Annotated in this window: 11 protein-coding genes; 5 read left to right on the top strand and 6 right to left on the bottom strand. The window is 63.4% G+C overall.

Translation table 11 applies throughout. The features are described from left to right. Positions 1-112: 112 nt before the first annotated feature. Positions 113-856, bottom strand: a complete 744-nt coding sequence (gene hutC / locus BMY06_RS25195) for a histidine utilization repressor (protein ID WP_074985947.1) — start codon at positions 854-856, stop codon at positions 113-115. A 229-nt stretch (positions 857-1,085) separates the two neighbouring features. Between hutC and BMY06_RS25190 the strand changes: the two genes are divergently transcribed. The 5 genes from BMY06_RS25190 (at position 1,086) to BMY06_RS25170 (ending at position 5,329) form a co-directional block, all read left to right on the top strand. Further along, positions 1,086-1,697 carry an alpha/beta fold hydrolase gene (locus BMY06_RS25190; RefSeq protein ID WP_074985945.1) on the top strand — a complete coding sequence of 204 codons (612 nt, stop codon included), beginning with the start codon at positions 1,086-1,088 and terminating at the stop codon, positions 1,695-1,697. 383 nt (positions 1,698-2,080) lie between these two features. Next, positions 2,081-3,472 (top strand): TIGR00366 family protein, encoded by a 1,392-nt coding sequence (locus BMY06_RS25185; protein WP_065065909.1) that lies wholly within the window; start codon positions 2,081-2,083, stop codon positions 3,470-3,472. Positions 3,473-3,717: 245 nt separating this feature from the next. After that, positions 3,718-4,248: an ankyrin repeat domain-containing protein gene (locus BMY06_RS25180; protein WP_065065910.1), complete on the top strand. Its 531-nt coding sequence runs from the start codon at positions 3,718-3,720 to the stop codon at positions 4,246-4,248. A 344-nt stretch (positions 4,249-4,592) separates the two neighbouring features. Further along, entirely contained in the window at positions 4,593-4,958 is a 366-nt protein-coding gene (locus BMY06_RS25175) for a hypothetical protein (protein WP_065065911.1), read from the top strand. Between the two features lie 140 nt (positions 4,959-5,098). Continuing rightward, positions 5,099-5,329 (top strand): hypothetical protein, encoded by a 231-nt coding sequence (locus BMY06_RS25170; RefSeq protein WP_124261246.1) that lies wholly within the window; start codon positions 5,099-5,101, stop codon positions 5,327-5,329. Positions 5,330-5,375: 46 nt separating this feature from the next. Here BMY06_RS25170 and BMY06_RS25165 read toward each other — a convergent pair whose 3' ends face one another. The 5 genes from BMY06_RS25165 to BMY06_RS25145 form a co-directional block, all read right to left on the bottom strand. Beyond that, on the bottom strand, positions 5,376-6,836 hold the full coding sequence (locus BMY06_RS25165) for an efflux transporter outer membrane subunit (protein WP_244144407.1): 1,461 nt from the start codon (positions 6,834-6,836) through the stop codon (positions 5,376-5,378). Positions 6,837-6,840: 4 nt separating this feature from the next. Further along, positions 6,841-10,002, bottom strand: coding sequence for an efflux RND transporter permease subunit (locus BMY06_RS25160; RefSeq protein ID WP_074985941.1), 3,162 nt, complete (start codon positions 10,000-10,002; stop codon positions 6,841-6,843). A gap of 3 nt (positions 10,003-10,005) precedes the next feature. Beyond that, positions 10,006-11,616 carry an efflux RND transporter periplasmic adaptor subunit gene (locus tag BMY06_RS25155; RefSeq protein WP_074985940.1) on the bottom strand — a complete coding sequence of 537 codons (1,611 nt, stop codon included), beginning with the start codon at positions 11,614-11,616 and terminating at the stop codon, positions 10,006-10,008. A gap of 272 nt (positions 11,617-11,888) precedes the next feature. Continuing rightward, a complete protein-coding gene (locus tag BMY06_RS25150; protein WP_143064436.1) occupies positions 11,889-12,230 on the bottom strand; it encodes a hypothetical protein in 342 nt (113 codons plus the stop codon). Positions 12,231-12,373: 143 nt separating this feature from the next. Then, entirely contained in the window at positions 12,374-13,699 is a 1,326-nt protein-coding gene (locus BMY06_RS25145) for an MFS transporter (RefSeq protein ID WP_074985938.1), read from the bottom strand. Positions 13,700-13,757 lie beyond the last annotated feature (58 nt).

Below are 13,757 nucleotides of genomic sequence, written 5' to 3'. Positions count from 1 at the left end.
CCTTGAATCGGCGCTCATTGGCTAGACAAGATGCTGCGACGTGCGCGCCCGGAACGGCGCGCAGTGGAGAAAGCGGAGAAAGCGGAAACGCGAGAAGAACGGGAAGAAAGCGTCAGACCGTGCCGGCCAGATGAAAGCGCGAAGCCGGATGCCAGAGCCGCACCGACGTCGCCACGTGCCGGCCGACCCACGTGCGGCGCAGCAGCAGCAAACAAGGCTCGCCGATCTCCATCGCCAGATACTGGCGCACGCGCGCATCGGGCTTCTGCGCGTAGATGCGAAATTCCGCGCGCTGGATCGGCGCGAGCCGCACCATATAGTGATTGGGCGTTTCGACCGTGAAATCCTGCTGGAGATAATCGGGAAACACCTCGGGATTCACATAGCGATCCTCGTACTGGATCGGCTCGCCCTCTTCGCTGTGCACGATGCGCGAATGGAACACCGGCCCGCGTTCGAGTTCGAGCGAGGCGATGGCGTTCTCGTCGTCGCTGGCTTCGAGCGCGAGCACGTTCGCGCTATGGCGATGGCCGCGCGCGGCAATTTCGTCGGCGATATTGCGGATCTGCAGCGCCGTCGACTCGTATTGACGCGGCGCGACGTAGGTGCCCGAGCCACGCACGCGGTTGAGCACGCCGTCGGCCATCAGCTCGCGCAGCGCGCGCGACACGGTCATGCGCGCGACGCCGAATTCCTTGACCATTTCGGTTTCGGAAGGCACGACGTCGCCCGGCTTGAGCGCACCGCTTTCGATCTGCGCGAGGACGTGACGCTTGATCTGTTCGTAGGCGGGCAGTGGCGCACCGTGAGCCGGCTTTTTTTGCATGGTGTCGAGCGGAAAATGAACCGGCCACATTGTACCGTTCGCGCTCGGGGCCGCCGCGCGCGGCGTTGTCGGCGGCCAGGCCGGGCTCGCTCGCGCCGCGCGCGAGGGCCACGCGCTTGCGTGCTAAGATCGGCGGCTTCTGAACCCAGACTGCACCCGGACCTGACCGGTCCAGGCCACGTCCGGCCCGCTTGCGGCGCGCGTTCGCGACGCTGCTCCACTTCACGCCACTTTCACGCGCGCTCCGAGCGAAACGACCTTGAACGCACCGACCCAACTCATTTTCCTGCCGGGCGCCTCGGGCGACCCCGCGTTCTGGCAACCGATGGCGAACGCGCTCACCTACGAAGCCGAGCATCAGTTCCTCGCCTATCCGGGCTTCGGCGCCGAACCCGCCGATCCGGACGTCGAAAATTTCGAGGACCTCGTGCGCCGCCTCGTGCAACGCATCGACCGTCCGACCGCGCTGATCGCCCAGTCGATGGGCGGCGTGCTGGCCTTGCGCGCGGCGCTCGCGAAGCCCGCGCTCGTCACGCATCTGGTGCTGGCCGTCACCTCGGGCGGCCTCGACATGCAGGCGCTGGGCGCGAGCGACTGGCGCGAGAGCTTCGGCAAGGAAAACCCGCATCTGCCGGACTGGTTCCTGACGCTGCGCGAAGATCTCACGGGCGAACTGCCTTATATCCAGCAGCCGGTCATGCTGCTGTGGGGCGACGAAGATCCCATCAGCCCGCTCTCCGTGGGCGAAAAGCTGCTCGAATTGCTGCCGAATTCCGAGCTGGATCTCGTGAACGGCGGCGACCACGATCTGGCCAACGCGCATGCGCGTGTGCTCGCCCCGCTCGTCGACGAATTCCTGCAGCAAGCCTGACGTCCTTCACGCGCGCGGCGTCCTGCCGCGCGCGCTGTCTCCTCCGCTTTCCCCACTCTCCTGCATTTTCGTCTGCCGCACATACGACGTTCCGGCCGCGCGCCCGCACGCCCCGCGCTTTCCTTTTTGCTTTCAACATCTTTCATTAACCATTCAATCGACGGCGATCTGCCTTGAAAAAGCCGCGAACTGACGCGATTGCGGCTTGACATTCAGCAGGCATAAAGCGACTATTGGCCGGTTCGATAAACGAAACGTAGTTCGCATTGCGAACGCACGATAACAACAACGAGCAGGCCGCCGCACGTCGCCGTGACACCTCGTGACACGCCGCGCGTGGCGCACATCAGCTTGCAGCCACACACTGCGCGACTCATAACAGCATGAAAAGAGACAACCCTCCCATCGCTCAACCGCAATCCGCCAAAGGCCGCGGCGTCGTCGCCGCCCTCGTCTATGTGTTCGAGCGGGTCATGCCCGACCCCTTCGTTCTCTCGATCTGTCTCACGGCGTTCGTCGCCGTGCTCGCGCTCGCGATTGCGCCGCAAGGCCATATTCCGACGCTGCTCGACGCCTGGTACACGGGCACCTTCGGCATCCTCGGCTTCGCGCTGCAGATGATCCTGATTCTCGCGACCGGCTATGCGATCGCCGAAGCGCCGATCGTCCAGCGCGGCCTGCGCGCGCTCGCGGCGAAAGCGCAGACGCCCGCGCGCGCCGCGCTGCTGGTGTTTCCGGTCGTCGCCGTCGCCGCGTGGCTGAACTGGGGCCTCGGTCTCATCGTCGGCGCGCTGCTCTCGCGCGAAATCGCGCGGCGCGTGAAGGTCGATTTCGCGTGGCTCGTGGCCGGCAGCTATTCGGCGTGGTCGATCTGCAATAGCGGCCTGTCGAGTTCGATCGCGCTCTCGCAGGCTTCGCACGGCAACGCGCTCAATCTGGTCGAAAAGGCCACGGGCCACGTCGTGCCGCTCGCCGAGACCGTGTTCGCGCCGTTCGTGTTCGTGCCGACCGTGCTGGTGGTCGTCGTGATGACCGCGATCTTTATCCGCATGCACCCGAAAGCGGAAGACGTGGTGGCCTTCAATCAGGCCGCGCAGGACGAAGACAGCGCCCCGAGCGACGACCCGCACGCGCGCATCAGCGACACGCCGTCGTTCGCCACGCGCCTCGAACAGTCGATGCTCGGCACGCTGCTGCTGCTCGTGCTGGGCGTGGGCTTTCTGGCGATGGAATGGAGCGAAAAAGGCTTCGATCTCGACATCAACACGACCATCCTGATCTTCCTGCTGATCGGCCTCGCGCTGCAGCGCACGCCGATCGCCTACGCGAACGCGATCCGCCGCGCCGCGCGCCAGACCGGCTCGATGCTGCTGCAATACCCGATCTACGGCGGCATCATGGGCATCATGAAGGGCACCGGTCTCGCGTCGATGATCGCCAAGGCGTTCGTGACGATCGCCACGCCGGTTTCGCTGCCGATCTGGAGCTACCTGAGCTCGCTCATCATCACGCTGCTGGTGCCGAGCGCGGGCGGACACTGGGCCGTGCAAGGGCCGTTCGTGCTGCCCGCCGCGCTGAGCCTGCATGCGTCGGTGCCGCGCACCGCGATGGGCGTGGCGATGGCCGAAAACGTCTCGAACATGCTCCAGCCGTTCTGGGCCGTGCCGATCGTGGCCATCGCGGGCATCCGCATCCAGCGCGTGATGGGCTACACCGCCGTGACGTTCGCGGTCTCGCTCGTGATCTACGCGGTCGCGCTCTGGCTGGTGCCGTGATGGGTGCCGTAATCGCCTGATTGTCGATCGTCGCGCTTTCACCGGCGACACAGCATTCCCCGCTTCGGCGGCGCAACGGCGCCGCGCCTGCCGCGTGTGTTTCTCGCGCGGCCCGGCGCGGCGCCGTTTTTTCGTGCGGCATTGTGCACTTTCGTAGTTTGCGCACCCCGCGCGCGAATCGGCGACAATGAGGCTCGCCCGGCAGCGCGCGGGCTTCGCCACCGACCGAACCGAAGGAGCCCGCCGTGACCGCCAACCCCTCCGCCGACGATCTCGATCCACGTCTGCTCGATTTCGCGCGTGAAGTCTTCGACACCGCGCGCCGTGGCGAAGCCGCCACGCTCGCCTCGCTCATCGATCAGGGCCTGCCGCCCAATCTGCGCAACGATAAAGGCGACAGCCTCGTGATGCTCGCGAGCTACCACGGCCACGCCAACGCCGTGCGCGCGCTGGTGCAACGCGGCGCCGATCCCGACCTGCGCAACGACAACGGCCAGACGCCGCTCGCGGGCGCCGCATTCAAGGGCTACACCGAAGTGATCGCCGCGCTGCTCGACAATGGCGCCGACGTGGAAGGCGCGTCGCCCGACGGCCGCACCGCGCTGATGATCGCGGCCATGTTCAACCGCGTGGACATCGTCGAAATGCTGATCGCGCGCGGCGCCAATCCGTCCGCGCAGGACGGCGCGGGCAATACCGCATTTGACGTCGCGAACGGCATGGGCGCATCCGACGCCGCCGCCTGGCTCGCACGCGCAAGCGGCAGAACGGTTTAACCCGCCGCCGTTTTACGCCGCGATTTAAGGGCTCGAATCGCAACGGCTTTGCTCGATCGCACCCGCTCGACGCGCCTCACGCCTGGCGCGATCCGACCGTCCGGCACGAATGCGCCACGCATGCTCGGGACCGCTGCACCCCATGCCGATTGGCGCGCTGGCGCACACAGCCCTGGTGTCACTCCTGGTTTGCATACGAGGTCCTCCAGGCGACGCTACGCCTGTAGCCCGCGTAAAGCGGCACGTGTGTTGCTCCAGCGCGTTTACGTGATATTGTTTTGGCACTGGAGTCGTAACGTGCATGTGCCCGTCAATCGAACTTCGTCACCTTCGCGAGCGTCGCCATGAGTGATGTACGCCACCATCTAAGCCCGCGCGACCGCGTGGAATTGCTCTGCTGGCTCACGTGCGGGAGCCTCGGGGCCTACTACCTCAACGAATCCTGGCCGAACGCGGCTTTTCACGTGCAGGCGGCCCACAAGTGGCTCGATCGCCACGCGCGCGAAGCCGACTGGCTCGCCATCGCGCGGCTCACCGCCATCGCACAGGAAATCGCCAAGCAGCACGCATGGTTCGTCGACGCGACCTGGGCGCGCGACGCCGTCGAGGAAATACTCGACACCGACGACCTCAATTACCAGGCGAAGCTGGTTTTGCAGGTGCTCAAGGACTGCGAGCTCGCGCTCTCCGACCGCCGCGCCGCTGACTAGCCGCTTCGCTTCATCACGCGCCCCGCATCTTTCTCCATCAGACGATGGAGGCGGCGCGCGCGACGCCCGACCATACTCAGGAACGCAGCGCGGGCCCCGTCCGCGCATTCGCGGCCTCGCGCCGCTGCGGGAGCGTTCCGATGATCCCTTCTCCAGTTGCCGGCACCGTCGTGGCCGTGGTTCTGTGCGCGTGCGCGTCGGCGGCGAGCACCGCGGCATTTGCGCAGCGCAACGCGCCAATGACCGGCATGAATAGCGGCAAACAGGTGCAGAAAATCGCGCCGAAGACCGACCGCAAATCGCTGCACGTGGCGAAAGCGACGCGCGCCGAACCTCAGTCGCTGCGCTATCTGCTAGCGGAATCGCCTTGAATGCAGCGCGCATTCACACTCATTTTTTCAGCGACCGCTCCGCCATTCACGACTGCGGAGCGGCTTTCGTCGTACCGTCCACACCTTTCTCGCCCGCCGGCGGCGTCCAGCCATAACCAAGCGCTTTATAGAGGCTCACGATCTGCGCGAGCTGCTGATCCTGTAGAGACGATTGCTGTAATTGCGCGCTGAATAAACTGCGTTCCGCATCGAGCACTTCCAGATAACTCGTATAACCGCCTTCGTAAAGATCGCGCGACAGCGCCGCATATTGCGTGAGCGCTTCCACCTGACGCGTCGTGGCGTCGAGCTGATCGCGCGTGCGCGCCACGCCGACGAGCGCATTCTCCACGTCGGCGAATGCCTGCTGGATCGTCTGCTCGTAACTCAGCAACGCTTCCTGTTGCACCGCTTCTGCCTGATGCACCGAGCCCGCAATCGCGCCGCCCTCGAAAATCGGCTGCGTCACCGAACCCGCGAACGACCAGATGCGCGCCGGCCCCGTCCATAAGCCCGAGAGCGCCGTGCTGGCCGCACCGAATAAACCCGTGAGCGAAATCTGCGGAAAATATTGCGCGCGCGCCGCGCCGATCGATGCGTTGGCGGAAACGAGCGCCTGCTCGGCCTGGAGAATATCGGGGCGGCGCTCGATCAACGACGAAGGCAGACCCGCGGGAATGGCCGGCGCGGTCAATTCGGTAATCGATTTGCCGCGCGGAATCGGCCCCGGATTCTGACCGAGTAACAGCGAAATTGCCGTTTCCTGTTGCGCGATCTGCTGCTCGATTGAATACACCGACGCCTGCGCGGATTCATATTCCGAACGCGCCTGACTCAATTGCAATTTCGACACCACGCCGCCCGCAAAACGCTCGTTAAACAGATCGAGCGCGCCCTGGCGGCTCTTGAGCGTCTCTTGCGCAATCGTCAGTTGATTGTCGTAATCGCGCAATTGCAGATAACTCGACGTCACATTGGCAATCAGCGCAATCCGCGTGGCCTGTTGCGCCGATTGCGTGCCGAGATAATCGGCGCGCGCGGCTTCGGTTAAACGCCGCAGACGCCCGAACAGATCGAGTTCCCACGACGCCACGCCTTCGAGCTGCACCTGATTGCCCACTACGGGTGGATAGCCGGGCGCGGGCACGCCACGGCTGCGCGACGCGCCGAAATTCGCGCCGATTTGCGGAAACAGGCCCGCGCGCGTCACCACGTAGCGACCGTAATATTCTTCGATACGCGCGGCGGCGATGCGCAAATCCTTGTTTTGCGCGAGCGCTTTCGCAATCAGATCGTCGAGTACCGGATCGTTGAATTGCGTCCACCAGTCGAGCGACGGATCGACCACTTCCGCGCCGGGCGCGGCAAAACGATAGGACGACGGCGATTCCACCGTCGGCCGATGATAGTCGGGCCCCACGGCGCAGGCCGCGAGACAGGCCGCAAAACAGGCCGCAAGCGCGAACGGTGCGGTGCGTAACATGGCGCGCTGGAGTATCGGCGTCATGGCTTCAACCCTCCTGCGCGGGCGGCGCCGACGGCGGCGGCAGGTTCGGCTCGGGCTTCGGCGTCTTGCGCGACGACAGCGTTTCGAGGCCCCAGAAGAACATCGGGATGAAGAACAGTGCGATCACCGTCGCGCCGAGCATGCCGAAAATCACGCCGGTGCCCAGCGAGCGCCGGCTCGCCGCCGACGCGCCGCTGGCGATCGCAAGCGGCACGCAACCGAGAATGAACGCGAGCGACGTCATAATGATCGGCCGCAGCCGCAATTTCGCGGCGCGCAACGCCGCGTCGTAAGGCGACAGCCCTTCTTTCTCGCGCATTTCCACCGCGAATTCGAAAATAAGAATGGCGTTCTTCGCGGCCAGCGCAATCAGCACCGTCAAACCAATCTGGAAATACACGTCGTTTTCCATACCGCGTATGAAAATGCCCACCAGCGCGCCAAACAACGCAAAGGGCACGGCGAGCAGCACGCCGATCGGCAGCGACCATTTTTCGTATTGCGCCGCGAGAATCAGGAACACCATCAGCAACGCGAAGGCAAACACGAGCGCCGCCGTCGAGCCCGCCTGCTTTTCTTCGTAGGCCTGGCCGCTCCATTCGTAGTTGTAGCCGTCGCCGAGCGTTTCGCGCGCGATCTCTTCCATTGCCGCAATCGCTTCGCCGGAACTGTGACCGGGCGCGGCATCGCCGGTCAGCTTGGCCGCCGGGAAATTATTGAAGCGATTCACGATATCCGCTCCCGGCACGAAACGGACCGTGGCCAGCGCCTTGATCGGCACCATCTGCCCGCTCGTATTGCGCACGTAAAGCTGCTGAATATCTTCCGGACGCGTGCGGTATTGCGGCTCCGCCTGCACGATCACCTGAAACAGACGGCTACCCTTTGGAAACTGGCTCACATACGACGACCCGAACATCGTCTGCAACGCGGAATACACATCCTGAATCGGCACGCCGAGCGTTTCCGCGCGCTCGCGGTCGACTTCCACCAGCAATTGCCGCGAATTGGTATTGATGGTCGAATTCACGCTGCGTAATGCGGGATTCTGGCGCGCCTTGGCAATGAACTGGCGCACCTTTTCCTCGAGTTGCTGATAACTGCCGTCGCCTGTGCTCTGCAGCCAGAATTCGAATCCGCCCGTGGTGCCGAGGCCCGGAATCGAAGGTGGATTGAGCGGCACCACCGCACCGTCCTTGAAGCCCGAAAACACTTTCGTCGCCGCGCGAATCAGATCCTGCGCCGTGCCGTTTTCGCCGCGCTCCTTGAAGCCCTTGAGCGTAATGAACAGCGTGCCCGCATTCGATTTATATTGCGAGTCGATCAAGCTATAGCCGATAGGCGCCGCCACCGAACTCACGGCGGGTTGCTTTGCGAACCAGTCTTCCGCCTTCTTCGACAATTCTCCGGTGCGGTCGAGACTGGCGGCGTCGGGCAACACGACGGCGCCGAGCAGATAGCCTTGGTCCTCCACCGGCAAAAACGACGACGGAATGGTTTTGAAGAGACCACCCGTGGCGATCAGCATCACGACGATCAATCCGATCGACAGCAGCACGCGGCGAATCGCAGTCTGCACCCAACTGCCATAGCCATTGGTGATCTTGTCGAATCTGTCGTTGAACCAGCGGAAAAAGCGGTTCTTCTTCTGCTCGCCCGGCTTGAGCAGAATGGCGGCCAGTGCGGGCGACAGCGTCAGCGCGACCACGCCCGACAACACCACCGACACCGCAATCGTCACCGCGAACTGTTTATAAAGCTGGCCCGTGATACCGGAAAGAAACGCCACAGGAATAAACACCGCAAGCAGCACGAGCACGATGGCCACCACCGGCCCGCTCACTTCGTCCATCGCGCGTTTGGCCGCTTCTTTCGGCGGCAATTTGAATTCGCTCATATTGCGCTCGACGTTTTCAATCACGACGATCGCGTCGTCCACCACAATGCCGATGGCCAGCACCATGCCGAACAAGGTGAGCATATTGATCGAAAAGCCGAATGCCTCCATGCCGATGAACGCCCCGATAATCGACACCGGCACCGCGAGAATTGGCACGAGTGTCGCGCGAAAACTCTGCAGGAAGATGTAGACCACCAGAATCACGAGTATCACGGCGTCGCGCAAGGTATGCACCACTTCGCCGATCGACTCGCGCACGAATTCGGTGGTGTCGAGCGCCACTTCGTATTTCAGGCCGGGCGGGAAATTCTTCTTTAATTGCTCCAGCGTCGCACGCACCTGCTTGGCCACTTGCAGCGCGTTCGCGCCCGGCTGCTGATAGACCGCGATCAGCGTCGCCGTTTTGCCGTTATAACGGCCGCGCAATGAATAATCCTTCGCGCCGAGTTCCGCGTGACCGATATCCTTGATGCGCACGATGGCGGCGTCGCCCGACCCTGCGCGCAAAATGATGTTGTCGAAATCGACCGGCTCGGTCAGACGCCCTTTGGTCGCCACCGGAAACGTCTGCTGCACGGGCGCGTCGGTGGGCGACTGGCCTAATCGTCCCGCGGAAAACTGCTGATTCTGCGCGCTGACGGCGTTCTGCACGTCGGCGACTGTGATGCCCAGTTTCGCCATGCGATCAGGTTTGAGCCAGATGCGCATCGCGTAGTCGGCGGAACCGAAAATCGACGCCTGATTCGCGCCCGGAATACGCTTGAGCGCGTCGAGCACATACACGTTCGCGTAATTCGCCACATACGCCTGGTCATAAGCGTTGTCGGGTGAATAGATCGCGATCACCATCATGAACGCCGACGAGCGCTTTTGCACCGAGACGCCTTGCGCCGTCACCGCATCGGGCAGCGTGGGCAGCGCGAGATTCACGCGGTTCTGCACGTCCACCTGCGCGAGCGACGGATCGGTGCCGATATTGAAATACACCGTGAGCGTCATATTGCCCGTCGACGAACTCGACGAACTCATATACATCATGTTGTCGGCGCCATTCACCTGCTGCTCGATGGGCGCGGCCACATTCTGCGCGACGATGTCGGCGCTCGCGCCCGGATACGTGGCGCTCACGGTGATCGTGGGCGGCGCGATGTCGGGAAACTGCGCAATCGGCAGATTGAACATCGACACCAGGCCCGCCACCACGAGAATAATCGAGAGCACCGACGCGAAAATGGGCCGGTCGATAAAGAAGTGGGATAACTTCATCGCTCACCCCCCTGCGGTGGGCGAGAGCGTGACATCCACGCGGCGCGACTTGTCGGGAGGATCGGTGGCGACGATACGCGCGGGTTTGCGCATGTCGATGCGCGCATTCTGCACGCCCGCCACGATCAGCGCCGCCCGCACGGTCGCCGCACGCGAGGCGGCCAGACGTTCGTTCGCGGCATACGAGCCGCTTGAATCGGTGTAGCCGGAGATCACCACGTGCGTGTCCGGCGCACTCACGAGACGCTGCGCGACAGCGGCCAGCGCACTGGCCGATTGAGCGTCGAGGCTGGCGCTCCCGACTTCGAAATAAAGCCGGGTCAGTGCAGCGGCATTCGCTTCGGTCGACGTCGCCGGGGCTGCGCTTTTCGCACTGGAAGCGCTCGCGCCGTTTTGCGGAGCAGCCTGCTTCGCTGATTCATCAGGATTCGCGACTTGCGCATTGGCGGTATCGGCGCCGGGGATTTTCACGCTGGCCGGCGGCGTTGCCACCACGTTTGCTTTTACGACAGCGCCCGGCATCAGCCGCAAAGTATTGTCGACCACGACGCGGTCCCCCGCGTGCAGCCCCGAACGAATGACCCAGTCGTTGCCATTCCACTCGCCCGTTTCCACCGAGCGCTGCTGCGCCTTGCCATCCTTGTCGACAGTCCAGACATAGGCGCCGCGCGGCCCCTGCATTACCGCGTCCTGCGGCACCGCCACCGCGCTCGCGCGATCCGCGCCGAGCAACTTGATTCGCACGAATTGGCCCGGACGCAACGCGCCAGTCGGATTCGGCACTTCGGCACGAATCAGATACGTGCCGGTTTCCGTGCTCAGCGACGCATCGGTAAAGGCAATGCGGCCGCGATACGGATACACACTGCCGTCCGCAAGCACGATGACCGCTTCGAGTTTGCCAAGCTGCGGAAACTTGAGCGCGCCGCTCTTGATCTGCGTGCGCAGATCCAGCATCTCGTTCTCGGACAACGAGAAGTTGATCCACATGGGATCGAGTTTGGCGACATAAGTGAGCAGGCTATTGGTGGCGTCGATATACGAGCCGTCCTGCTTCTTGGCGAAACTCGACAAGCCGGTCACCGGCGCGGTGATGGTCGTATAGCCGAGATTGAGGCTCGCGCTCGTGACATTGGCACGCGCCTGTTCGAGCGCAGCGGCCGCGGCTTGCTGCTGACCGACTGAGTCGTCGAGGTCTTTCTGGCTCAAGGCGTTCTTGGCAACGAGCGGACGCACGCGATTCAGGTTGGCCTGCGCCGTATCGAGCCGCGCCTTCTGCTGCGCATATTCAGCGCGCGCCGCGTCGAGCGCAGCCTCGAACGGCTTGCGGTCCATCACGAACATCACGTCGCCCTGATGAACCAGCGCACCTTCCTGATACACGCGCTTTTCCAGAAAGCCATTCACGCGCGCGCGAATTTCGACCTGCTGCGAGCTTTCCGTCTGCGCGACGTAATCGAATACCACGGGCACATCGCGCAACGCGACGTCGATTACATCGACATTGGCAGGCGGCGGCGCCGACGCAACGGGCGTCTTCTCATGGCACGCAGCAACTCCAAGCAGCAATCCCAACGACAGGCACAAACGGGCAAGCCGGATTCCGCATAACATGCTGTTCTCTCCGTTGTCGACGATCTACGCTGGACCGACGAACCCGAGGCGAGTCCGGTTATGCCGGACGTGCTGCGCCGCCTTGAAGCTCGGAGCAGATATTACTGCGTTTCCCGTAGGGGCACGTTGATGTTTGCCATTCTCGTGAGTTTGCTACGCATGGCGAAATAATCGCCAACTGCATTACATCGGCGGAAATGAAATCGGGGGATTGCAAACATGTGCGATTCAAGTAACGACTCAGCAAACGCTTCAAGGCGTTGCAATGCGTTTCAACGATCGCGCTCCAATTGCCTGATTGCGCCGAATTCCGCGCCTGGCAACGTACGGATCAGCAGAGCCATGGCATCCGGCACGCGGCTGCGTTCGAGCGCGACATGCAGACAGGCGAGTTCGCTGCGCCGGTCGATGTCGATGGTATGCACGCCCAGTGCATCGCCGAGCATGCCGTGCAGCAGCCGGCGCGCGAGTTGCGCATCGGGTGGTGCGACGCGTACGATCATCTGCACGCGCGCGGCGCGCTGCGTCGCGTACGAGGCATCAAAGCGCGCGCCGCGCGCCTTCGGTTTATGTGACGAAGTTAAAGCGAGACGATGCGGAAGGAGCGATGCCATGTCGTGCGGTCGCGCGCCGCCGGATTGCGCGGCGCGCGTGTTGTTGAACATGGCTCGATTCTAGAAAGACGCGCGCAAAAATCGCGTTAAAAAAGGGGCAACGTGCGCCAAAAGCGTATAGCGCACGGCAATACGGGCACATGTCAATCGAGCGGACGGCCCGCCGGTTCGCGAATCAACGGCAATGCCAGCAACGAAACCGCCCCGCAGCCAATCAGATACCACGCGGGCGCAAGCGGATTGCCGAGCAGCTTGATGAGCCACGTTGCGAAGAATTGCGCAAAGCCACCAAATATCGACACACCCACGCAGTACACGATCGACATGCCCGTCACGCGAATCGATTGCGGAAACAACTCGGGCAGCATGACGATATTCGGCACCGCCGTGAACGCGACGAGTGCGCCCAGCACGGCCACAACGGCCAGCACCATGCCGACGGTCGGCATCGCGTGGATCAGCATGAACGCGGGATAGATCGCGGCGATCAGCAGCACGCGCGAGACGCCGAAGACCCACTTGCGCCCCACCCGGTCGGAGAGCCAGCCCGCGAACGGCGAGCAGACCGCCGTCACGAGCGCGGCCACGAGCGCGGCGCTCATGCCGACTGAAACCGGCAGGCCGAGAATCCGGATCGCGTACGTCGACATGTAGAACAACACGATGTAGTTGGCCGCCGTACCGCCTATCGTCGTGACCACGCCCGCGACGAGCGCCACGCGATGGCGCGTGAAAATCTCGCGCAACGGACGCGCGACGTCCTCAGCGGCGGTGCTTTCTGCGGGTTGCGCGTGAACGAGGGTTTCGTCGAGATGGCGGCGAATATACACGCCCACCGGCGCGACCAGCATGCCAAGCACGAACGGCACGCGCCAGCCCCAGCTTTCAAGTGCCGAAGGCGTGAGTGCTGTCGAAAGCGCGACGCCGATCAGCGCGCCGCATACGGCGTTGAGCCCCTGACTCACGAACTGCCAGCTGCCGTAGAAGCCACGTGTGCGGTCGTCGGCGTATTCGAGCAGGAGCGAGGTGGACGCGCCCACTTCGCCGCCCACCGCAAAGCCCTGAATCAGACGCGCGAGCAAGATAAGCGCGGGCGCGAGCAGCCCGATCTGCGCATACGTGGGCGCGAAGGCGATGAGCGCCGAGCCAAGCGCCATCAGCCAGAGCGTAAGCGTCATCGCTGCTTTACGGCCCGCGCGATCGGCAAACGCACCGATGAAGACGCCACCCAGCGGACGCACGATGAAACCCACGCCGAAACTGCCGACGGCCAGCATCAATTGATTCAACGCGCCGTGCACCGGAAAATACAGAGCGCCGATGGTCGAGGCGAAAAAGCTGTACACCGTGAAGTCGAAAAACTCGAGGCCGTTGCCAAGCGTGATCGCGGCAATAGCCTTCGCACGCGTGGCGCGAGAATGCGCATGCGGCGGCGCACCGGAGTCGCTGTGCAGCAAAGTGGCGTTCATCGTGTGTCTCCTTCTGTCTCGACCCGAGCGCGTAGCACACTCGAATGCTGAATCGCTC

It is taken from the genome of Paraburkholderia tropica (assembly GCF_900109265.1).
GTDB classification, from domain to species: Bacteria; Pseudomonadota; Gammaproteobacteria; order Burkholderiales; family Burkholderiaceae; genus Paraburkholderia; species Paraburkholderia tropica.
This window is presented reverse-complemented; position numbering and strand designations above follow the sequence as displayed.